The sequence below is a fragment of the Shewanella sp. ISTPL2 genome, assembly GCF_013283205.1.
GTDB lineage: Bacteria > Pseudomonadota > Gammaproteobacteria > Enterobacterales > Shewanellaceae > Shewanella > Shewanella oncorhynchi.
Genome location: NZ_JAAPAV010000001.1, coordinates 4,447,483 through 4,471,894, shown reverse-complemented (window position 1 = coordinate 4,471,894; position 24,412 = coordinate 4,447,483). Strand labels below are relative to the sequence as shown.

The window sequence follows — 24,412 nt, the reverse complement described above, 5'->3', positions numbered from 1 at the left end:
AACTAAACCATGTTAACCACAGCAATAAACTCAATCGATAGATAATTTAAGCCTTAAAACGACAAAGAGTGTTCATCTGGAACACTCTTTGTCGTTGGCGTGGCACTTATTAATTCATGCCTTTATTCGTTCACCACACACATGCCCTGCTCGGTTTGTACATAGGGAGCTAAAATAGGCATCATGCCCTTCATCACCTGCAATGGCAGCGCCGAAGTAAAACTAAAATCATCGGATTTACTGCCTGGCACGAAGGCGGTCAAAGTACCGAAGTATTTGTCACCTAGATAAAACACGAAGGTCGCAGTGCGGTTCATCGCCGTAGTCGCCACTTTTTTACCTTGCTGCATCTGAGTCACAATACGGTTATCACCGGTGCCGGTTTTCCCGCCTATGGCTAACATGCCACCTTTTTCATCGGTAAAAATGCCCTTTAAACGACGTGCGGTACCGTTTTGCACTACGTTCGCCAGCGCTGCTTTTAAGGCTTGTGCTACTTCATGGCGCATTACCCGCTCACCTTGGGTATTCTGATTCTGTAATCTCACTTCATAGGGCGTATCTGCGGCGAAATGCAGCTGATTGATACGCACTGTGGGCAAACGATAGCCGTCATTTTGAATAATGCCCATCAGCTCGGCTAAGGCTGCGGGTCGGTCACCCGAGCTACCCAGCGCTGAGCCTAAGGATGGCACCATAGAATCAAAGGGATAACCTAAACGCGCCCAACGTTGATGTATGTCGAGGAAGGCTTCAACTTCAAGCATCACTTGCACTCGTACGTCACGGGCGTTTTTATGCCTTGTCCTAAACAACCAACGGTAAACCTCTTGACGTTGTGCTTCACTCGCCTGCTTAACATCGTTCAAGTTGGCATCAGGATTATGATTAAGGTAATCCAGCACCCACAATTCCAAGGGATGCACCCGTGCGATATAGCCTTGATCTGGCAAATTATATTTATCCGGACCGTACTTGTTATATAAGCTCTTAATACGACCATCGGTATAGCTTACCTGCGGCAATCTTTGCTTCAAGAAAGCCTTAAATGCCGCCATAGGTTCATCGGGCAGTAAATAGCGATACGCCGCCGTCAACTGCTGCTCCGACTGGGACAAACCGTCAAAAAACATGTCAAAACGCTCATTCGCAGCCACTTTTTTGTACTTGCGATAAAACTTAGTAACGAAGGTATTACCTTCTCTATCAGCAAATACCCGCAGATATTCGTCACGGCGCGGATCTTTATCATTACGCAGCAACTGGGCCATATTGCCCTCGTTTTGCATACTACTGCTGTAATTCACGATATCGCGCATAAGGCGCACAAACGGCAAGTTAACCGAATCCTGCAGGGCTTGGTAAAGTGTTGGCGTTTTTAAATCTTCTGTTTTTTTAAAGTTATTAAACACATGCAACCCGCCACCGGTAAAAAATTGTTCACTGGTTGAGGCCGAATATTCTCGCTGTAACGCCGCATCTAACATGCGGTCTAAACGTCTGTCGGGATTCAAAATCAAGTAATCAATCGCCCAACGGGTTAAATGATCCCTTGGTTCGATAATGATGGATTCCAATTCAATCCCATGTTTCTTGGAATACTTGTCGTGGATCTCGGCAATGATTTCTAAGTAGGTCGCCATCACCCGCAATTTAGCGGTTGAGCCCAATTCCAACTTACTGCCCTCGTTAATATCAAAAGGCTGATCGGTGCTATCCGTCTGCACTCTAACTCGGTTGGCGGTCTCAGTGCGCTCATAAAGCGTAAAGCTATACAGTACGTTTTGCAGTTGGCTTGGGTCGAGTAACCGTTCGCCAAGCAGACCCACTTTCTCCGCGGTAGGCACTTGCGCCAGACTGCGTAAGTAGTGACTGACTTTCTGCTGTAAGTCACTGTGTAAGCTACTATTGACCGTCAAATCGAGCCTGTCTAAATCATACAGCCCCACATTTAACATGCCTGCGGTGCGAATGCGAACTGTGTTCACGCCCTTATCTGCGCCAGATTGGGTATTACGCTGCGGCTTGGCGACCTTAAACTGCAATTTCTGCGCGAGTGCAGCATCACGTAGACCACGATCAATCAAATAATACTGGCCGAGTAAACGGATATGGCTATCGACTAAGTTCTCAAGATCTTCATGACCTTGCAATAGATAGTAGGACGGACGACGTTGGGCGATCATCAAGGCAACAACTTGTCGGAATACTTGTCCGCGCTTGGTGGCATTACCTTTGATCTGCGGCGATGCTAACAGCTTGTTTGCAGTATCGAAATCGGTACCAAACCACGCCCACAATCCATCACCAATACCATGAACTTCACCATGATTTGGCGCCGAAGATAATGGCACGGTATTCAGATAATCTTGAACGATGCGCTTACGAGCAGGTTCAGTGTTTTCACCTTGTTGGTACACGCGCACACTGGCCGAGCCAATTTGCAGTAACTTATCCTTAATGCTCAAGGTTAAACCTTGGGAAGAATGGCGGAATTTCTCAATCTGAGTCGCGAGTGTACTGCCACCTGCGGTAGAGACATTCATACCAACCATTTCAGCAATTTGGCTCATGCCTGCCACCACAAAACGTGGCCAGTCGATCACCGGATTGAGTTTCTCTTCCGTCGTCCATAACTCGCGGTTTTCAATAAACAGTAAAGTATTAACGATTTCATTGGGGATCTTATCGTCGTCCTGATAAACCCGTTTAGGATAGGCAAATTCGTATAAATCGGTATTGCGGCAATCGAGCAGCGTCAACCCAGATTGAGCCTTTTCATGGTAAGGCGGAAAAAATCCAAGTTGAGCGTATTCCTGCAACGCTGGCGAAAACGCCACTTGTTGCGTTACCTGAAAATTTCGTTGCAGTAACCTATCAATATACTGAGGTAACTTACTGTAGCCATGGCGCTCATCGAAAGGACCATAACTAGGATAAATAACCGCTTGGCTCGGTGAGCTTTCTAATTCATAGGTGAGCGTCTTAGCATATTGATTGATGAATTTTGCTTGATAAAACGAAGTTTTAACCTCAAGTCCAATCAGCAATGCAGCGCAGCAAATCAGAATGAAAAATAAGAACCAGACCCTGCCCTTTGATCTGGCTTTACGCGGCGGCTTAACCTTAGCTTTAGGCTCAGGTTGTGGTGGACGAGGACGATAATTTTCGAACTTCATCTCTGATGTGGAATTAGGCAAAACAGCTCCAAAAAAACACTAAAATATTCATCTTTCATGCAACTCAGCAAATCCGTTGCCACTCAGTAAAGCAAGATATCAAACTCATCTAGCCATTATCCGGCTCTATTAATTAGTCTTAGTACCCATGATGTTCCACACTTTATCAAACCTAACTTCACTGTAAAGAAGGGTGCCTGTGACCCACAACCGCCACTAATCAATACTAATGTTAAGCTGATAGTACATTTTGCCAAATATTAATTTGTTGATATCAAGGTATTTTCAGCGATTAAGGCAACAGACAGTATGACTTAAAAACAAAACGAGCTAATTTAAGTCGCACAAAAAGAATGAGTCGCTCAATAATCACACGCGATTAACGAAGCCTCATCCCACATATTCATGCGCATCCCAGATAAATTCACGAAAATGTTTGCGACAGACAGACTCGTAACTTTCATTACCACCAATCGCCACTTGCTCACCCTCGCGCATCACCTTGCCTTCACCATCAAGACGCACCACCATGTTAGCCTTACGTCCACAATGGCAAATAGTCTTCAACTCAACTAATTTATCGGCCCAAGCTAATAAATAATGACTGCCGCTAAAAAGTTCGCCTTGAAAGTCCGTTCTTAGGCCATAGCAGAGTACAGGAATATCAATATTATCGACCACATGCGTCAGCTGCTTAACCTGTTCTTTACTCAAAAACTGACACTCATCCACTAGCACACAGCTTAATGGCGTGGCTTGATGCACATCGCTAATCATTTGAGTCAAATCATCTTGGCTACTAAATACCTGTGCTTCGGTTTCAATGCCAATACGTGAGGCCACTTTACCTTTGCCATATCTGTCATCTATGGAGGCTGTCATGACCAAAGTATTCATACCGCGTTCACGGTAGTTATAGGATGACTGTAATAGGGAAGTGGATTTACCCGCGTTCATTGCCGAATAATAAAAATACAATTGAGCCAAGACTTATACCCTTTAAAAACGTTAGCGCTTACGCGTCTGCTACCAGAGCCAAATTGAGCGCTAGTCTAACATTGCGCTTCACATCAGAACACTAGCAGCCGCTAAGCTTTTATCATGAAATTCTGCAATGACACCAACTTATCAATCATTTTAATCCCCAATCGCCTCCTGAAATATTTCTAGTCCACTTCATTTAATACTCTTCCCTGCAAAAAACATAAAAAACGCCCCGATGCCGTTCAATTGTTAATGAAAGCTTAACTGAAACTTAAATGTTGTTTCATAAGGAAAAATTAGTAAAAGTTAAATTTAAAAAGTGCGATCTACCTCCAAAGTAATAGGTATAAATGGGCTTGCGCTCAAAAAATAAACATAGCGTTAACAGTAATATTTCATTCGAGACAAAACGTGCTCAATTAAAAAAAGAAAAGTATTCGATAGCTTGCAAATTGAGACCAACGGTCAAAGCACTAATCTACCCTGCAAACTTTAGTGCTCCACTCCGTCCTTTATTCGCATATTGGATCAAATGGAGATTATGATGAGAATTTTCACCTCTAGAAAACTGGCATATTTAGTTGCCTTAGCACTAACTGGCGCCCTTGTTGGCTGTGGCGATGATGGTAAAGATGGTGTAGATGGAGCACCAGGAACGCCCGGTATCCCTGGAACACCTGGTGAACCTGGAACACCCGGTGAGCCTGGAACACCGCCCCCTGTCACCAGTTCTACTATGACTAACGTCAAAGTGATCAACTATAGCTTTGGCGAAGGCAGTATCACTTACGAATTTGAAATTACAGATGAAAACAATAACCTAATCAACGGACTGTTAAATGCTCAAGCCAAAGTGGCGGCACTAACAGATAAAGGCTTCATCACTAACCGCACCGAAGCTGATAAAAATGGTGTTGCAGATAACGTCCATATTGGCGGTGAAGCAACTCAAGCAACCGTCGGCGCTGAATTGACCGCTTTAGCTGATGGTCATTACCAATTTAAAGTACCAATGAAAGGGGTTAATCCAAGCACTGAAGGTATCGTTTGGTTACGTGTCGGTGGTAATAATGGTATTGCGACCTCTAAACCTCTGGTCGTTAACAAACCTGAAGGCACCCATTCAACCACAACTGATAGTTGTTACTCTTGCCATATCGACTATTCAACAAGCCCTCGTCGTCATGCAAGCTATGTCGCTACCGGCATGGACAGCGAAGTCACCTTCGTGGAAGGCTGTTTAGTGTGTCACGGCTCAGTTAGCCGCGCAGTTGTCAATGCTGAAGGTTTCTCTACGGGTGGCTATGCGACAAACACCCTATCTAAAATTGGTCATATCAATCACCAAGATTTTACTAAAGACTTTTCAGTACAAAACTGTACATCTTGTCACGTTGAAGCACCTAAAAACATCAACGTAGCTGGACCCGGTTGTATTGATTGCCATGACAGTGGTGGCGTACCAGGGGCTATTATCCCAAGTAATGGTGCGGATCTGCGCATTATGCACGAAAGCAAAGCGGGTATAACCGAACGCCAAGCGATTCGCGCTAAGTATAAATTGAGTCTATCAACACCTGTTAAAGTAGATGATATTTCTACCAAGACAGACCACTATGCGCCAACAGGTGCTGCGGCTGCAGTAACCGCCCCAGGCTGGTGTACAACGCTGACAGTGAAAGACACCGATGGTAACGTCTTTAGTATTAAAGACAACTTTAACTATTCTAGCCCGCTAGTATATGACGCTAAGAAACCCGTAGTTTATGCGGGCGCTTATTTACATTCCTATGAAAATGGCAGCTTAGTGGGTCGCCCAGGTAACCGTACTAACTACTACTATGGTTACAACACTGACGGCACTAAAAATATCTGTCATTTACTGACGGATATCAGCGCAGTGAATGCTAACTATGTTTATTCTGCCCGCGTGACATTCAGTACCGCTGGTTGGATGGAATATGATGGCAAGCAACGCTACCAAAGTAATGGCAGCCTAAGAGCGACAGGTTATGATGGTTCTATGGGCATATCCTTTACGGCTTACTCAGATGTCGTTAACCCTGTCACCACTCAAAAGGTCTCTGGCTTCGAACGTCGTGAGATAGCGAGTACTAACAGCTGTACTACTTGTCACAACGATGCCACTGCGTTCCACAAAAATGGTGCCTTCGATGAAGGTGGTAAAGCTTGTATCGCCTGCCATGACAACGGCATGGCACGTACATCAGCAGCCTTAGGCGCAGGTTTTGGTCCTATGGTACACAGCTGGCACTGGGGTAATGGCGCTAAAGTCGGTGAAGTTAAAGCTGATGGAACTCAAGCGCAAACCGCAAACGGTGCAGGCGCAATTGAAGCCTCAACTAGCTGTGTTGCCTGTCACGAAAAAGCGATTGATTTAGGCAAAGTGCCAAATCAATACATTCTTGAGCCAGGTAACAAAATGACCAGTCCTGTCACCGCTAACTGTTATGCCTGCCACACTAGCGATTCTGCTAAGGCGCATATGGCAAGCAACGGTGGTGAAATCAGCGTACCAAGTGTGGCTGATTGGTTTAAACAACCGACCTCTGAATCCTGTGCAGTATGTCATGACACAGGTAGAAGTTCTGGTATTGATAAATACCACAAGTTTACTCGCTAATTAATCATCTCATCATCGCGTGATTAAGAAGTAAGTAAAAAGCGGTACCTATTTTCCCTGCAAGGAAATAGCCAAAGGAGTCTCGCTAATGCGAGGCTCCTTTTTTACTTAGACATTACCCGATAACAAGCCATTTTCAGTCCTATTTAAGTTACTAACGTTACAGTCCTAAAAAAACAACAATTCAAAGGAAGTCACTCAATTATGCATAAAAGTTTTATTGCCATCGCCATCGGCGCCACTCTCACCGCCGGATTCATGGCAGGTTGCAGCAGCACAGAAACTAAAGCACCTAACGTTATCTCGGTACAAACCCAAAACCCGCTGTTCCAAGCCAGTAACCTGCAATATCAAGCCCCTGATTTTAGCCTCATCAAGAATGAGCACTTCGCGCCAGCCCTAGAGCAAGGCATGGCAGAGCAGTACCAAGAAATTCTCGCAATAGCCAATAATCCGGCAGCAGCAACCTTCGATAATACGATTGTGGCTATGGAGAAAAGCGGCGCCCTACTCAACCGTGCATCAAGCGTGTTTTATAATTTAGCAGGGTCAAACAGCAATCCAGAACTGCGTAAAATCCAAGGCGAAATGGCGCCCAAAATGGCGGCCCACTCAGATAATATCAACTTAAACCCAGCGCTATTTGCCCGTATCGAAGCCATCTATAACGACCGCACCAACTTAGGGTTAACCCCAGAAGCCGTACGTTTGGTTGAGGTATATCACCAACGCTTTATCATGGCTGGCGCTAAACTTACCGATGAACAAAAAATTAAAATCCGCGCGTTAAATGAAGAACAATCAACACTAACGAATGAGTTCTCTCAGCGTTTATTACGCTTAACCAAAGAAATCGCCGTTGTGGTGGATTCAAAAAGTGAACTTGCTGGATTAACCGACGGTGAAATCACTTCAGCCGCGAACGATGCCAAAGCGGCCGGTCACGATGGCAAGTATCTGATTAACATCACCAACACCACTCGCCAACCTGTGTTGGCATCACTGGAAAACCGTGAGCTACGCCAGCGTATTTGGGAAGCCTCAGCGAACCGTGGCTTAACTGGTGAAAACGAAACTGCGTCACTCGTATCTCGTTTAGCGAAACTCAGAGCCGAGCGCGCAACACTATTAGGCTATGAAAACTGGGCAAGTTATCGATTAGCACCGCAAATGGCCAAAACACCCGAAGCGGTTTACAGCATGTTTGGTTCAATGGTGCCTGCGGTAGTTGCTAACACAGAGAAAGAAGCGGCCGACATTCAAGCCATGATCACTAAAACCGGTGGGAAATTTGAACTGGCACCGTGGGACTGGGAGTTTTACGCAGAAAAAGTCCGCCAAGAAAAATACGCTCTCGATGCCAATAGCATTCGCCCATACTTCGAATTTAACCGCGTTCTCGAAGACGGCGTATTCTACACACTCAAAGAACTCTATGGCGTCACCTTAAAACCACGCCCAGATTTACCGGTTTACCATCCCGATGTGAAAGCCTACGAAATGTTTGATGCCGATGGCTCAAGCATGGCCATTTTCTACGCCGACTATTTTGCCCGTGAAGGTAAACGTGGTGGCGCTTGGATGAGTTCGTTCGTCGGTCAATCCTTCCTCGAAGGCACTAAACCTGTGGTCGTCAACGTGATGAACATAAAGAAAGCGCCCGAAGGTCAACCCACATTCGTCAGCTATAACGAAGTCACCACTATGTTCCATGAAATGGGTCACGGCACCCACGGCATGTTCTCTAAAGTGACTTATCCAAGTCTGGCGGGCACCTCGGTTTCACGCGACTTTGTCGAATTTCCATCGACGTTTGAAGAAGATTGGGCCGCCCATCCAAAAGTGTTAGCGAACTACGCGAAACACTATGAAACAGGCAAACCCATTCCCGATGAACTGCTGCAAAAACTGCTGAAATCAGGCAGCTTCAACCAAGGCTTTGACACTCTGGAATACATGGCCGCTGCATTAGTAGACATGGAATGGCATTCATTAAGCCCAGATACCCCGCTGCAAGATGTACCAACCTTTGAAGCCAATGCCCTGAAAAAGCACGGCTTAAACATCAGTGCTGTACCTCCGCGTTATAAGTCGACCTATTTTGCCCACGCCTTCCCCGGCGGTTACTCGGCAAGTTATTACGCTTATATGTGGAGTGAGATTTTAGCGGCGGATGCGTTTGCCTATGTACAAACCCAAGGTGGGCTCAATCGTGAAATCGGCATGAAGTACCGCAAAACGATCCGTGAAGTGGGTAATAGCATAGCGCCAATGGACGCCTACAAAAACTTCCGCGGACAAGAACCAACCACAGAAGGCTTACTTAAACGCCGCGGTCTAGATCAAGCACGCTAAGCTAAGAGTTGATAGCCTTAATGCGATAGGCTAGAGATAAAGACAAACTCAGCCTTAACCAAAAAAATCAGCCAGCATAATGCTGGCTGATTTTTTTTGACTTATTTGTCGTGAACGTTTGCAGTGAAAGGTTTCAATTAACGTCTAGCTAATTGCGCCTTTAGATTTGATTTTAAGTACGATAATACTGATCACAAATGCCACACTACAAGCCACTAAACCCGCGACAACCGACTCGGTAAATCCAAGTGCCACATAACCCACTAAGCTAATAAACGCCGCAATGAGTGCATAAGGTAGCTGAGTCACCACATGGTCGATGTGGTGGCAACTGGCGCCCGTAGACGACAAGATAGTCGTGTCGGAAATCGGCGAGCAATGATCGCCAAATACAGCCCCCGCCAGCACAGAGGCAAGCATAGGCAACATCATGCCAGTGTGACTTCCCATCGCCATATCAGCAGCAATCGGCAACATGATCCCGAACGTACCCCAGCTAGTACCAGTTGAGAACGCGGTAATACCTGCTAGCACAAACATTAAGGCGGGTAAAAACGCGAACGGAATATTTCCTGTTGCTAAACTCGCCATAAACTTACCGGTTTCGAGTTGACCAATCACACCTGCGATTGTCCAAGCAAATAACAGGATGTAAATCGCCGGCAGCATAGAGCGAGCGCCCTGCACTATACCTTTGACTATCATCAATTTCTCAACGCCTTGCACTAAATTCAATATCAGCGAAACCGCTAGACCAATTAATGCACCAAAGAAAAGTGATGAACTGACATCGGTTTTCTCAAAAGCAGAAATAATATTAAATTCAATCCCTTCCGCCGCGAGTACTTGAGCGCCACTGTTAATCATGAAATAGAGGGTTGCAAATACCAACACGGTAATCGGCAGGAACAGACCTAAAATCTTACCGGTTTCGGCTTCAGGTAAATCCGCGTTCGCCCCAGGCGGTAATCCTTTAGACTCATCGTATAAATTACCACGTTGGGCATTGAGCTCATGCTCACGCATTGGCCCAACATCTAGTCCCATAAAGACAACAAAAAGTAATAATAACAAGGAGAAGATTGCGTAAAAGTTCATCGGGATCATTTGAATAAAAATACTCAAATGACCCGTATCAGCAAAACCATGGGCAGTTAATATCCCGCCAATGAGTGCGATAATATAAGCGCCCCAGCTCGAAACTGGAGATATAACGCACACAGGCGCCGCAGTAGAATCTAATAAATAAGCTAACTTAGCGCGGGAAACATAATAACGATCGGTAACAGGTCGAGCGACCGAACCAACAACTAAACTATTGAAATAATCATCAATAAAAACTACGCAACCTAAAAACATGGTCAATAGTTTAGCGTCACGTTTATTACGTATATGTAAACGAGCCCAATCGGCAAAAGCCCGCGCGCTGCCACTTACGGTAATTAACGCTGTGATCATTCCCAGTACAATTAAGAAACCGAGAATATATAAGTTCCACGAATTTAGACCTTTATCAGTCCAAAAAAGCCCTTTAACGCCATTGAATACAAACTCACCCGTTGCTAAAGGTGAAAATTGATTGAGCAATAAAGCACCAATTAAAATACCTAACCCCAAAGAAAGCAGTACACGGCGAGTCAAGATCGCCAACACGATAGCCACCGCAGGCGGCAACAAGGAAAGTGCCGAATCGGCATAATTCATAACAGTCATTGATTATTATCTTCGTTAAATACGAATGGAGGGCGACTGAACTGGTGGGAAAAGGCAATAGATACCCAAGGTCACCTGTCCTATCAGTAGCGCTCCATAGTAACTATTCCCAATATCCATATCGGAAAATACTATGGCAGTGCTGCACCTATTAGGTACAACCCCAGCAGTTGATCGTGATAAATCGAACCACTTCGGCACCAAATCCTTTCGCAATCGATCAACGGAATCACCCTACTGATCACTACTAATATTTGGCGCGCCTCTACTTCTAAGAACGCCCTTGCACGGGCGTGAGGCACATAAAAACATAAGCGGCTTAGCAGATGCTACCGCAAAGCCACTTAATGTGACCTAGATCACAGATAAAATCAACTGAGACTTGTAATCAGCTCAGGAACCGCCTCAAACAGATCTGCAACGAGTCCATAATCGGCTACTTGAAAAATCGGCGCTTCAGGATCTTTGTTGATTGCAACGATGACTTTAGCGTCTTTCATGCCGGCTAAATGTTGAATCGCGCCAGAAATACCGACGGCAATATACAAGTTTGGCGCAACGATTTTACCGGTTTGACCCACTTGTAAATCGTTAGGCACAAAACCTGCGTCAACTGCAGCGCGTGATGCGCCAACCGCAGCACCAAGCTTGTCAGCAAGTTGTTCTAACATGCCGAAGTTTTCACCACTGCCCATACCACGGCCGCCAGAAACGATAATGCCAGCATTGCCTAACTCTGGACGGGCAGAAACTGTCAGCGATTGAGAAACAAACTGAGTTCTCGCTTCAAACACTTTATCAAGTGTCGTCACAGCCGCACTGTTACCTTCTGGCGCAGCGTCAAACGCACTGGCGCGCACTGTCATCACTTTAATGGCATCATGGCTTTGCACTGTCGCTAAGGCATTACCCGCATACACAGGGCGCACAAAGGTGTCCGCATTGACGACGGTAATAACTTCTGAGATTTGCGCTACATCTAATAAAGCCGCCACGCGCGGAAGCGTGTCCTTACCTAAACTTGAAGCCGAGGCCAGAATGTGACCATAGTTTGGCGCTAAGTCCACCAGCAATTTGGCAAAATTTTCCGCTAAATGCGCTTCATACACGCTGGCATCGGCAACGAGTACTTGGCTAACGCCTTGTAGTGCCTGTGCCGCTTGGACAACCGCGCCACATTGGTGACCCGCAACTAAGACATGTACTTCATCGCCTATGGCACGGGCAGCGGTAACAATTTTTGCCGTATCGAGTTTCAGTGCTGCATTATCATGTTCAGCTAATACTAAAATGGCCATTTAGATCACCTTCGCTTCATTTTTTAACTTTTCAACTAGCTCAGCTACCGACGCTACCATGATGCCCGCTTTACGTTCAGCTGGCGGAGTGACCTTCACAATCGTTTGGTGACTCTTTAACGTCACGCCTAAGTCTGCCACAGTAAATACTTCTAATGGCTTACGCTTGGCTTTCATTATGTTAGGCAATGAAGCGTAACGGGGTTCGTTCAAACGTAAATCGGCGGTCACAACAGCAGGTAAAGGCAGTTTAAGAGTTTGCATGCCGCCGTCAATTTCACGGGTGACTTGTAATGTATTCGCTTCTAATTTGATTTCTGAAGCAAAGGTCGCCTGTGGCATATCCATTAACGCGGCAAACATTTGGCCAGTTTGGTTATTATCACCATCGATGGATTGCTTACCAAAAATCACCAGCTCTGCTTGTTCTTTGTCTTGTACCGCTTTGAGCAATTTGGCGATAGACACTGGCACGAGCTCTTCTTCAGTATCGATATGAATTGCACGATCTGCGCCTAATGCAAGCGCGGTACGCAGTTGTTCTTGCACGGCTTTATTACCAATACTGACAACAACCACTTCAGTAGCGCTACCCGCTTCTTTTAAACGAACCGCTTCTTCTACTGCGATTTCACAAAAAGGGTTCAACGCCATTTTTAGGTTTGCAGTGTCAACACTTGTATTGTCAGCTTTGACCCTGACCTTCACATTGGCATCAACAACGCGCTTAACGGGCACCAATACTTTCATAGGGTTTCCTTCCTACACTTTCATGTACATGGACAAAACATTGGTTAATACCAATGCAGGATAGAGCAACTTTACGTCCTGTTAACGTTAACGTCAACCAAAGTCAAACGCCTGTTTGTATTTTTTAATCCGCTGCAACGGCCACTTTTTTGGACACTTATTTGAGGGAATAAGAAAAGTTCAAAAAATAAATAATATTTAATTTCCTTAAAACGCATAATTTTATTTGATTCGAGCTATATTAGTTTCTATCATTTAGGTGTTGTTCACCATTATCCTGTATTAAAAATAGAGTGGGACGAAAATAGATATGAGCGAATTTTTAGAGATATTAACTCACGGCCGTCGTTTTAAAGCTGCAGTAAAAGAACTTAGCGTTGAAGAGTTACGTGATTTAGCCGACAAATTAGATAAAATTTTAGTAGAACGCGAGTCTATGGCTGAGGAAGAAGAACAAGCCATGGCAGCTCGTAATGCTAAGATTGAAGAAATCCGTCAACAAATGGAAGCCGTTGGTTTATCAATTGATGACTTAGGTGGCGTAGCTGTTAAAGCTGCTGCGAAGAAACGCGCTCCTCGTCCAGCCAAATACCAAATTGAAGTTGACGGTGAAATGGTTCAATGGACTGGCCAAGGCCGTATGCCTACCGTATTTAAGAACGAGATCAACAAAGGTCGTTCTATGGAAGATTTCTTAATCTAATCCAACCAAGTGTGATGGCGCTAATTGCCAACACAAGTTTGCATAAAAGCTCGCATTAGTTGCGAGCTTTTTTATATCCATCAACCGTTTCAAACTTAAACGACAGCCGTTAATTCCGCACCTCACTCCCACTCAAATTACGTTACAATTCAGCCTTAGTATTTACATCTGCTTTCAGTTACTCTTTGTTCACCCTCACTCGATTGAATAAAATAATGCAGATAAACAATAAGATAATGATAAGCTGCAGCATAATCGCTAGCTTAGTATCACAAACAACATTTGCCCAACTCAATACTGGAACAACATCCAGTAAACTCACTGCATTTACCCATGCTGAATTAATTATTGCCCCGGGAAAGCGTTTAAGCGATGCCACTTTATTAATTGAAAATAATCGAATTAAAGCCATTATTGAGCACAACGACATTCCAGCTGGCGCATTTAGAATCGATTTGAGTGGTTATACAATTTATCCCGGATTTATCGATCCTTTTACCGATTATGGGATTGAGTTCGAATATCCCAAACTAAAGCTCACTCGCCCCGTCTATGATATAAAACGTATCGGTGGTAATGCGGAAAATGGTGCAATTCATTCTGAAAAAGAATGGTTTAATTACGTTTACCCCAATAAAGAACGCGCAAAAGAGTGGATTAATAATGGTTTCACCAGTGTGCAAAGTAGCAAACTCGACGGTATCTTCCGTGGGACGGCTGTCAGTCTGTCATTAGCGGACAAAACGGCTAATGAAGTGATTTATCGCGCCCGCAGTCAACCTTTTATGGCATTTGATAAAGGTTCGTCTGAACAAGATTATCCCTCATCATTAATGGGCAGCATTGCACTTATTAGGCAAACCTTTGCCGATGCAAATTGGTATAACCAAAATAAAAACAAACCTGCCAATGGCGCAATAAACAATCAAGTCGAATTTAATATCGCCTTTGAGCGTTTAGATAATTTAGCCGATAAGCAAATTATCTTTGAAACCAAAAATCTCAACGACCAATTACGTGCAGCCCATTTACTCAAAGAACATAAACTGCCAGCCAACCTACTTGGTAATGGTCAAGAATACTCACGCATCAATGAGTTAAAGGCGCTGAACTATCCGTTGATCTTGCCTTTAAACTATCCGCAGGCACCCGATGTCGGGACAGATGACGCTGATCGTGAAGTATCACTGGCGGATTTAAGACAGTGGGAACGTGCACCAACCAACCCTGCAGCGGTAGCTAACGCGGGTATCCCCTTTGCGTTAACGCAGTTTGGGATTAAGACCGATGCCTTCTGGCCGCGCCTACGCCAAGCCATCGCCCAAGGTTTAAGTGAAGAAAACGCTCTCGTGGCACTCACCACCCAAGCCGCAGAGATGACAGGCACCGCCGACTTTACCGGTAAACTCGCGCCCGGTTATATGGCTGACTTTGTTATCACTAAAGGCAATATCTTTAAAGATGGCCAGATCTACAGTGTTTGGTTACAAGGTCAGGAGCAAAGTCTGCGCTCACTTCCCCAAGCACGATTACTGGGAGATTACCAATTAAGCCTCAATAACCTCACGCTAGATTTATCGCTACATGATGAAAGTAAAAGTGATAAACCCAACATCCAAGGCAATTTAAGCAGTGGCGAACAAAGTATCTCACTCACTCAACTTAAGTTAAATGATAACGGGAAATTGAGCTTTACTGCCGATTTGAGCGCCGCAGGCATTAATGGCCTTAGCCGCTTTACGCTGTGGATGGCCGATGACGGCATTCAAGGTCGTATGGTCGATGCAAAAAGTCGCACTACAAATGTTGCCGGTGTCGCAATGACTCAAACTGCAAAGCTCAAAAAAGCAGACCAAGCAAGCAATCAAGCTCCCAAGAATGAAGCCAGCACGAGCCTACTGAGTCACCTCACCTTCCCTAACGTCGCTTACGGACTGAGCAAAGCCCCTAATGTTGAGAAGCTACACATCAAAAATGCCACCCTGTGGACATCGGATAAACAAGGCATTCTCGAACATGCTGATCTCTTGATGGCCAATGGCCGCATCGAAAAAATTGGCCAACAATTAAGTACGCCATCAGGTTATCAAGTCCTCGATGCAACGGGTAAACACCTCACCGCCGGCATAGTCGATGAACACTCGCATATCGCCATTAATGGCGGTACTAACGAAGGAACAGACGCAGTAACCTCTGAAGTACGCATTGGCGATATTATTAATCCCGACGATATTTCAATCTATCGTGCCTTAGCGGGCGGCGTCACCAGCGCGCAATTACTCCACGGTAGCGCCAACCCTATCGGTGGCCAATCACAACTGATCAAAATGAAATGGGGGGAGCCAGCTGAACAACTCAAATTTGTTAACGCGCCCGCCAGTATCAAATTTGCTTTAGGTGAAAACGTCAAACAGAGTAATTGGGGCGAGAAATTTGTTCAGCGCTTCCCCCAGACTCGCATGGGAGTAAAAGCGTTATTTGAAGAAACCTTCGACGCTGCTATCGCCTATGAAAAGGCGTTAAAAACCTATGATAATCTGCGCTCCAGCGATAAAAAGAAAACTGTCGCTCCGCGCCCAAGTTACCGTCTGCAAGCAGTGGCCGAAGTATTAAACCAGCAACGCGACGTACATATTCATTCCTATGTGCAGTCAGAAATCCTGATGTTTATCCGCTTAGCCGAGGCCTATCACTTTAAAGTACAAACCTTTACCCATGTGCTCGAAGGTTACAAAGTGGCGAGTGAACTGGCTGCCCATGGTGCTGGCGCATCGACCTTTGCCGATTGGTGGGCCTATAAGTTTGAGGTGTATGATGCGATTCCGCAAAACGCGTGTCTGATGCAAAACAAGGGGGTGATCACCAGCATTAACTCAGACGATTATGAAATGCAGCGCAGACTCAACCAAGAAGCGGCTAAGTCTATGATGTATTGCAATATGTCGAAGGAAGATGCTTGGAACATGGTCACTATTAATCCGGCCAAGCAATTAAGAGTCGATGAATTTGTGGGTTCACTTACTCCAGGAAAAATGGCCGATATCGTACTCTGGAACGCAGAGCCGCTGTCGATTTACGCCAAAGTGACGCAGGCATGGGTTGAAGGAAAACGCTATTTTGACCGCGACCAAGACCAAGTTGCCCAGCAAGCTGTGGTGGACGAGCGCGCCGCACTTATCCAAAAAATTCTCAGCAGTGATGACCAAACTAAAGCGGGTGAAAAAATCACGCCACTCAACGAGCCACAGTGGCACTGCGACACCCACTATCAGGCATGGGGCCACGCTCATGAGGGAGCCAAATAATGCAACATTTATCTAAAACCGTTTTGTTTGTGGCGCTACTCGGCGCAATTTGCATCACGCAGGCCCCAGCAATGGCCAATGATATCGTACCTACGCCTAAACAAAGCCGCAGCGTACTGATTAAAAACGCCACTGTGCACACAGTCACTCAAGGCGTGCTCAGCAACACAGACGTCTTAATTGAAAATGGCAAGATCACGGCCGTTGGACCTCAACTGACCAGCCAAATCAACAATGCAACTGCAGAAACCAGTGACACTCAAATCATCGATGCCAGCGGTAAACACTTGTATCCGGGCTTAATCGCCCTAGACACCAGCTTAGGCTTAGTCGAAATTGAAATGAGCCGCCCAACGGTCGATAACGCCGAGGTGGGCTACATCAACCCACAGATCAGCGCGGCCACAGCCTATAATCCGGATTCGGAGCTCATCCCGACCATACGTTACAACGGCATTACCCACGCACAAATCGTTCCGAGCGGTGATGGGTTAGCAGGACAATCGGTACTGGTGGATCTCGATGCATGGACGATTGAAGATGCAATGACACCAAGTGCTGGACAGTTCCATGTCTATTGGCCGCAAATCAAACGCATGCCAGAAGATGAAAAAGAGAAAGCCAAGGCCATCGAGAAAAATCAGCAGGCGATCGACAAGCTCAATATCGCCTTTGAAGATGGCTATCGCTATTTCTTAAGTGATAAGGCCAACGGCAAAGACAAAAACCAGAATGAAGATCCCCAGTCCGCGACCAACAACCTGCGCTGGCAGGCCATGTTGCCGCTATACCAAGGCAAAGCGACACTGTTTGCCCATGCCGAAAGTGTTGGCCAAATTGAGCAAGTGATCGCCTTGACGAAAAAATACCAATTCAAACTGGTAATTGTCGGCGGATACGATGCATGGCGTTTGGACTCAAGCCTAAGGGAAGTTAAAGCTGGGGTCATTTACCCTCATACCTTGAGTCTCCCTAAACGTAAAGATGAGCCAGTCGATTTACCCTTTAAGATCCCATCTTTACTCGCCAATGCAGGTATTCCCTTCGCCCTTGGGTTCTCATCGGACTGGAATAGCCGTAACCTCCCCTACGCCGCAGGTTACAGCGCCGCTTATGGTTTAACGCCTGAACAAGCACTTAAGTCCATCACCTTAGATGCCGCAAAACTGTTAGGTGTGGAGGATTTAGGGGCGATAGCGGTGGGATACCAAGGCAGTGTCGTGCTGTCCGAAGGGGACATTCTCGACCCTATGACCAATAAAATTGAGGCTATCTGGATTGAAGGGCGGCAGATAGATCTGAATAATCGCCATCAGCAGCTTTATCAAAAGTACCTTAAGCGGTAGAATTTACTCAGATAATAATATCGCATCAGCGCAGCCTACCAAGGCTGCGCAGTTTTCTCCTCAACCTCAGGTCAAACCATGAAAATTATCCTCTCAAGTGCATTAGTGCTCCTGCTCAGTGCCTGTGCAAGCGACTACAGTTTTAACAGTAATTTGGACAGTGAGGCGATTAATGACTATTTCAAGGCATCCGATGTCATCCTTTATGAAGGCGATACCTTACCGAAAGGCCATTATGAATTAAAAGGATTGGTCGAAGGTGAGTCCTGTCAGGCCGATACCAACGGTGCGCCCGCATCACTTGCCGACGCCAGAACCGAAGCCCGTCGCAATGCAGCAGATAAAGGGGCTAACGGCATTATCATCAAGCAATGTGTCATATTTGAAGAAGCTGCCCAAGGTTGTATCAGCCGTGCATTATGCGTTGGTCAAGCAGTAAAAACGGCTACAACAGAGTAAGCCTCACGCATATTAAGCATACTGCTCGCGGCGTGATCCTATAGTGTTCTAAGATTGCCCCTATCAACCGCTTAATGGCTAACGCTTCATGACCAACGCTGCATTATTAGCACACAAAGATGGGCCTTAATAATGAGCTTAGAATGATGAACTTAGGCGGTTGTTATACTTACCCTTTAGGTAATTTTTTGCATGACATTTACCAACCAAATTATCGCAGTGGCAACATGCCGCACACCCTATAAACAAAAATTTGGCATTCCAAGACAACCCGGACTTGTTGAAGCGCGCGGCTATGTCGAACTAGAGCCCCATGTGAATCATATCGATGCGGTACGTGGCATAGAGCAATATTCCCATCTCTGGTTACTGTTTTGCTTCCATGAGAATCTTGCCCAAGGTTGGAAAACCACAGTGCGCCCGCCGCGTTTAGGCGGCAATGAAAAACTCGGCGTGTTCGCCACTCGCTCCACTTTTCGCCCCAATGGTATAGGTCAGTCTGTAGTGAAATTGCACGGCGTAGTGCAGCGCAAGGGCAAAGTGTGCCTCGAAATTTCCGGTATGGATCTGCTCGATGGCACACCGATAATTGATATTAAGCCATACATTCCTTTCTCAGATTCGATTACCGATGCTGTAGGCGGCATTGCTCAAGACGCCCCAAAACTGATTTCAGTGGTGTATTCCGATAATGCCAAGGCACAGATTGAGCGTTACGCCGAGCAGGAAACCTACACAGATTTAGCCGTACTTATCCGCGGAGTGCTCGGCCAAGATCCACGTCCCGCCTACAAAAAAGCCAAGGACGATCCTAAGTTATATCAAGTCGCCCTCTATGATTTAGATGTGTTTTGGCAAATGGCAGTCGATGATAATGACCAAGAATACATCTTGGTATTGGAACTCAAACCGGGGAAATCTGGCTAAATGTCTGCGCCAACGCCTACATCAAAACCTGATTATCAAAACCAGCATAAAAAGCGGCTCTCTTGGATGCCGTGGCTGTATTTTTCTTTAAAAGAGAAACATTTAATCTGGGCTAAACCTTGGCAAGACGATATTCAAGCAAAACTTTGTGCCCTCGAAACCATCAACATCGGCGAGCAATGCTTTATCGCCCCCGAGGCGCAGTTATTTGCCGAACCCAATCGTAATATCCGCATGGGTAATCGCTGCATGATCGCCGCCGACTGTTTCTTACATGGGCCTATCACGTTAGGGGACGAAGTGGCGATTAATCATGGTTGCTCCTTCGATGGCGGCAGGGTCGGGATTCAGATAGGCAATCAAACCCGCATCGCCAATAATGTCACCCTTTACGCCTTTAACCATGGCATGGCGCCAGATACCCCCATATATCAACAAGCTGCCAACTCCAAAGGCATTGTTATTGGCCAAGATGTGTGGATTGGCGCTCAGGCAGGCATAGTCGATGGTGTGACCATTGGTGATCACGCTGTGGTGGGTATGGGCAGCATAGTAACGAAAGATGTGCCCGACTGGGCGATAGTGGCAGGCAACCCCGCCAAAGTGATTGGTGATAGACGGGATAAGTAAGCAGTAAGGATAATCTTGATACCAGCAGTGACGAAGTCACGCTCTAACAGCGCAGCGCTCTTCCTTGTGTTATCCGTTATCCGTTATCCGTTATCCGTTATCCGTTATCCGTTATCCGTTATCCGTTATCCGTTATCCAGCATCAAAAAATGCTATTTATCTCCCAGCTAGTTGAATTTAACCTAAATCCCTAGGTGACATCACCAAAGCAGGTGATAAAATGGCGACCATTCAACTCAAATTTGGACATCGGTAATGCGCGTCAGCAAGTACCTGCTATCAACACAGAAAGAAACTCCTGCCAATGCAGAAGTCATTAGTCATCAATTAATGTTACGTGCGGGCATGATCCGTCGTAATGCGTCGGGCCTTTATAGCTACCTCCCCACGGGCTTACGTGTACTGCGTAAAGTCGAAGCCATTGTTCGTGAAGAAATGAACAAAGCCGGTGCAATTGAAATTCTAATGCCTATGGTGCAACCGGCAGACTTGTGGGTAGAAACAGGTCGTTGGGAAAAGTTTGGTCCCGAGCTGTTACGCTTTAAAGATCGTCACAATCGCGACTTCGTACTGGGGCCAACCCATGAAGAAGTGATCACCGATCTGATTCGTAAAGAAGTCAGCTCATACAAGCAATTACCGCTGAATCTTTACCAAATCCAAACCAAATTCCGTGACGAAGTTCGTCCACGTTTTGGCATGATGCGCTCACGCGAATTCTTGATGAAAGACGCCTACTCTTTCCACCTTGACGTCGATACCATGAATGAAACCTATGAGGCTATGTACACAGCCTATAGCAACATTCTATTGCGCATGGGCTTAGCTTTCCGCCCAGTTTTAGCTGATACGGGTTCAATCGGTGGCAGCATGTCACACGAGTTCCATGTTCTAGCACAAAGCGGTGAAGATTTAATTGCTTACTCAACGGGCAGCGATTATGCCGCTAACATTGAAAAAGCCGAATCACCTATGCCAACTGAACCACGCGGCGCAGCCACTGAAGCATTGCGTTTAGTCGATACCCCAAATGCGAAGACCATTGCAGAATTAGTTGAGCAGTTTGATTTGGATATCACTAAAACCGTCAAAACCTTAATCGTAATGGGCGCATCAGAAGCGACGCCTTTAGTGGCACTGATTGTTCGTGGCGACCATGAACTCAACGAAGTCAAGGCTGACAAGTTAGACTTAGTCGCATCACCATTGGAAATGGCGCCAGAAGCGCTGATCCGTGACGCCATTGGCGCTGGTCCTGGTTCACTTGGCCCTATCGGTCTTAAAATCCCTATCGTTATCGATCACAGCGTTAGCGTAATGAGCGATTTTGCCGCTGGTGCTAACGTTGATGACCAACACTATTTTGGTATCAACTGGGAACGCGATCTGCCGACAGCGCAAGTTGCCGACATCCGTAACGTAGTCGAAGGCGAGCCAACACCTGATGGTTCAGGCACTTATGCTATGGCACGCGGTATCGAAGTGGGCCATATTTTCCAACTGGGCACTAACTACTCTAAATCGATGAACGCGACTGTACTTGACGAAAATGGCAAGTCACAGGTGCTACTAATGGGTTGTTACGGTGTCGGCGTGAGCCGTATCGTGGCAGCAGCCATCGAACAAAACTTCGATGACCGTGGCATCATTTGGCCAGAAGCGATTGCGCCATTTAGCGTAGGCATTCTGCCAATGAACATGCACAAGTCGCACCGCGTAACCGATATCGCCGAGCAGTTATACAAAGACTTAAACGAAGCGGGTATCGAAGTGTTATTGGATGATCGTAAAGAGCGTCCAGGCGTGATGTTCGCCGATATGGAACTGATTGGTATCCCACACACTGTGGTGATTGGCGATCGCAATATCGATGCCGGCGTATTTGAATACAAAAACCGCCGCACTGGTGAAAAACAAGATATTCCATTCGATCAACTGCTCGACTTCCTGAAAAACGCAGTTAAAGGCTAATCCTCAACGCGAAATGTAGACAAGCTGAAGATCAAAAACGAAACGCACTTGAGCCCAGCTTAAGTGCGTTTTTTATTGACCTTCATCGTTCACATTGGCTCGCGACATGACTTTTTATCTGTGGCTGTTTACCTCTGTATTTTTGGCAAGGTATTTTGCGCTAACAGGTACTGACTCGGAGCGACGCCCATCAACTGCCTAAACATATAACCAAAGGCTGAACCCGAGGCATAACCTAAGGATAACGCTGTAGTGAGCACAGATTCACCTCGGCTGAGCATTTGAATCGCCACCTGCAATCTAAGCCTTTGCAACCATTGGCTATAACTCAGCCCAGTTTGCTGTTTAAATAATCTCGCTAACGTGCGGGCCGAGGCACCGACCTCCCGCTGCCAATCAACCAAAGTGCGTTGCTGACTTGGATCGGCAAGCAAAGCCTCGGTAATGCGCAGTAATTTTTTATCCCTAGGATAAGGTAAATCCAAGGCGACCTTAGGGGCGAGTACCATAAAATCACGGATCACCATCAAGAGCCGCATGACGCGATCCTTAAAATCGGGATCAATTAGCCCAGCCTCACTCTTCACTAAGGCATTAACCTCTTGCAGTAATAACTGCAAAACAGGCTTCACACTCAAACAAGTACAGTCGGGTGGAAACCCGCCTATCCGGGTTTCATCCAAATACAGACTACTCAATTGCACCTGACCTAGCGCGATAACCTCATGATCGACAAAGGGAGGCACCCACACCGCTTGCTCAGGCGGCACAATGTAACGCCCCGCAGGCGTGATCACACTCAACACGCCTTGACTGGCATAAATGACCTGTCCCCAGGAATGACTATGGCGCTGCACATGTTCAAACGGCTTGAGTGTTCGCTTAAGCAACATGATGGAGGCACTTAGCCCTGCGGCGGCTAAACGTGAAGGTGCGACCTGCGTGTACTGAGTAATATGCAGCTGGGATAAATGCGTGTCAGTGACTTGATTCAAGATGTTATCGCCCAAAGTGATTTTTATATCGAAGCTTCTTTTCGTATTATCGAGCCTCTTCCCTATAGAAGCGCCTCTTTGTTTAGAAGCACCTTTTGTAAATAAGTGTCTTTTTATCTAGACATTAAGTCAATCTATCGAGCCTAAGCCAAAGCAGCAAACGCTAACATGTCATATCAGACTGAATAAATTGGAGATGACATGAGTATCCACATGGATAAAAACCGCGTAACGCCCGTTACATTACAAAAAATGAAAGGTAAAACCCCCATAGTTGCTCTCACCGCCTATGAAAAGCCGATGGCAGAACTGATCGATCCCCATGTGGATATGATTATCGTCGGCGACTCCGTCGGCATGGTGGTTTATGGGCAAGACTCTACACTCGGGGTTACCTTAGAAATGATGATTAATCATGGTCTTGCTGTCACTCGCGGCGCAGCACATGCCTGCGTTATTATCGATATGCCCTTTGGGAGTTATCAAGTATCGCCTCAGCAAGCCTTCAGACATGCCAGCCAAGTATTAATACGCACAGGCGCGCAGGCGGTAAAACTCGAGGGTGGCGCAGAGATACTCGACACCACTCGTTTTTTAACCCAGCGAGGGATCCCTGTGATGCCACACATAGGATTAATGCCGCAACACGTGAATCAATTGGGTGGATTTAAAACCCAAGCAAGGGATGCCGCCGCCATCGAAGCCCTCGTTAGTTTAGCGAAAGACTTTGAGCAAGCAGGCGCTTTTAGCATACTGATTGAAGGCACATCCGAGCTCGCGGCGCGCACAGTTACGGCAGGAGTCTCAATCCCAGTCATAGGCATTGGCGCCTCACCCGCCTGCGATGGTCAAGTGCTCGTGACTGAGGATATCTTAGGCTTATTTTCTGACTACACGCCTAAATTTGCTAAACGCTATATCGACTTAGGATCATTGATCACTAAGGCCTGCGCCCAATATGCCCAAGAAGTGAGGACGGGTGAGTTTCCAGCATCGGAGCATTGCTTTGGCCTCAGCAAAACGACCAAAGTTACAGCGGATTAATTGTCTAAAGCGAAATGTTCCAGCAATCGAATAAACGATAAATCGAAATTTACAACTAATTGAGTCTACCGACTTGCTTTTTATAGGGGGGCGTTGCTTTAATAAAACT

Annotated in this window: 16 protein-coding genes and 1 riboswitch; of the genes, 10 read left to right on the top strand and 6 right to left on the bottom strand. The window is 46.1% G+C overall.

Annotated elements, in window-relative coordinates:
- Positions 1 to 122 precede the first annotated feature (122 nt).
- Positions 123 to 3,200, bottom strand: coding sequence for a transglycosylase domain-containing protein (locus HUB64_RS19840; protein ID WP_105252041.1), 3,078 nt, complete (start codon positions 3,198 to 3,200; stop codon positions 123 to 125).
- Positions 3,201 to 3,569: 369 nt separating this feature from the next.
- The gene (locus tag HUB64_RS19835; protein WP_028761119.1) at positions 3,570 to 4,166 is read right to left on the bottom strand and encodes a thymidine kinase; all 597 of its coding nucleotides are present in this window, start codon (positions 4,164 to 4,166) and stop codon (positions 3,570 to 3,572) included.
- Positions 4,167 to 4,707: 541 nt separating this feature from the next.
- Here HUB64_RS19835 and HUB64_RS19830 point away from each other — a divergent pair.
- Both HUB64_RS19830 and HUB64_RS19825 read left to right on the top strand, forming a co-directional pair.
- Positions 4,708 to 6,807, top strand: coding sequence for a cytochrome c3 family protein (locus HUB64_RS19830; RefSeq protein ID WP_173497685.1), 2,100 nt, complete (start codon positions 4,708 to 4,710; stop codon positions 6,805 to 6,807).
- A 204-nt stretch (positions 6,808 to 7,011) separates the two neighbouring features.
- Entirely contained in the window at positions 7,012 to 9,162 is a 2,151-nt protein-coding gene (locus tag HUB64_RS19825; protein ID WP_173497684.1) for a M3 family metallopeptidase, read from the top strand.
- A 144-nt stretch (positions 9,163 to 9,306) separates the two neighbouring features.
- On the opposite strand, the gene HUB64_RS19820 is transcribed toward HUB64_RS19825, so the two are convergent.
- From HUB64_RS19820 to HUB64_RS19810, 3 genes are all read right to left on the bottom strand, one after another.
- Positions 9,307 to 10,875, bottom strand: coding sequence for a Na+/H+ antiporter NhaC family protein (locus tag HUB64_RS19820; protein WP_028761122.1), 1,569 nt, complete (start codon positions 10,873 to 10,875; stop codon positions 9,307 to 9,309).
- A 79-nt stretch (positions 10,876 to 10,954) separates the two neighbouring features.
- Positions 10,955 to 11,151: riboswitch (Lysine riboswitch) on the bottom strand.
- A 95-nt stretch (positions 11,152 to 11,246) separates the two neighbouring features.
- On the bottom strand, positions 11,247 to 12,173 hold the full coding sequence (locus tag HUB64_RS19815; RefSeq protein WP_028761123.1) for an electron transfer flavoprotein subunit alpha/FixB family protein: 927 nt from the start codon (positions 12,171 to 12,173) through the stop codon (positions 11,247 to 11,249).
- Positions 12,174 to 12,923: an electron transfer flavoprotein subunit beta/FixA family protein gene (locus tag HUB64_RS19810; protein WP_028761124.1), complete on the bottom strand. Its 750-nt coding sequence runs from the start codon at positions 12,921 to 12,923 to the stop codon at positions 12,174 to 12,176.
- Between the two features lie 310 nt (positions 12,924 to 13,233).
- Between HUB64_RS19810 and HUB64_RS19805 the strand changes: the two genes are divergently transcribed.
- The 7 genes from HUB64_RS19805 (at position 13,234) to HUB64_RS19775 (ending at position 22,264) form a co-directional block, all read left to right on the top strand.
- Positions 13,234 to 13,626 (top strand): H-NS family nucleoid-associated regulatory protein, encoded by a 393-nt coding sequence (locus tag HUB64_RS19805; protein ID WP_028761125.1) that lies wholly within the window; start codon positions 13,234 to 13,236, stop codon positions 13,624 to 13,626.
- Between the two features lie 215 nt (positions 13,627 to 13,841).
- Positions 13,842 to 16,931, top strand: coding sequence for an amidohydrolase family protein (locus tag HUB64_RS19800; protein ID WP_173497683.1), 3,090 nt, complete (start codon positions 13,842 to 13,844; stop codon positions 16,929 to 16,931).
- Positions 16,931 to 18,277 (top strand): amidohydrolase family protein, encoded by a 1,347-nt coding sequence (locus tag HUB64_RS19795; RefSeq protein WP_173497682.1) that lies wholly within the window; start codon positions 16,931 to 16,933, stop codon positions 18,275 to 18,277. The genes HUB64_RS19800 and HUB64_RS19795 overlap by 1 nt, the downstream gene beginning before the upstream one ends.
- Positions 18,278 to 18,355: 78 nt before the next feature.
- Complete coding sequence (gene rcsF, locus HUB64_RS19790; RefSeq protein WP_105252035.1) at positions 18,356 to 18,736, top strand: Rcs stress response system protein RcsF; 381 nt, start codon at positions 18,356 to 18,358, stop codon at positions 18,734 to 18,736.
- Between the two features lie 192 nt (positions 18,737 to 18,928).
- Positions 18,929 to 19,663 carry a tRNA (N6-threonylcarbamoyladenosine(37)-N6)-methyltransferase TrmO gene (gene tsaA / locus HUB64_RS19785; RefSeq protein WP_173497681.1) on the top strand — a complete coding sequence of 245 codons (735 nt, stop codon included), beginning with the start codon at positions 18,929 to 18,931 and terminating at the stop codon, positions 19,661 to 19,663.
- Positions 19,664 to 20,293: a DapH/DapD/GlmU-related protein gene (locus HUB64_RS19780; protein ID WP_173497680.1), complete on the top strand. Its 630-nt coding sequence runs from the start codon at positions 19,664 to 19,666 to the stop codon at positions 20,291 to 20,293. It begins immediately after the preceding gene.
- Between the two features lie 255 nt (positions 20,294 to 20,548).
- Positions 20,549 to 22,264: a proline--tRNA ligase gene (locus HUB64_RS19775; protein ID WP_173497679.1), complete on the top strand. Its 1,716-nt coding sequence runs from the start codon at positions 20,549 to 20,551 to the stop codon at positions 22,262 to 22,264.
- A 128-nt stretch (positions 22,265 to 22,392) separates the two neighbouring features.
- Here the strand turns inward: HUB64_RS19775 and HUB64_RS19770 are convergent, their stop codons facing one another.
- Complete coding sequence (locus HUB64_RS19770) at positions 22,393 to 23,259, bottom strand: helix-turn-helix domain-containing protein (protein ID WP_254451440.1); 867 nt, start codon at positions 23,257 to 23,259, stop codon at positions 22,393 to 22,395.
- A 201-nt stretch (positions 23,260 to 23,460) separates the two neighbouring features.
- Between HUB64_RS19770 and panB the strand changes: the two genes are divergently transcribed.
- Entirely contained in the window at positions 23,461 to 24,303 is an 843-nt protein-coding gene (panB, locus tag HUB64_RS19765) for a 3-methyl-2-oxobutanoate hydroxymethyltransferase (protein WP_173497677.1), read from the top strand.
- Positions 24,304 to 24,412 lie beyond the last annotated feature (109 nt).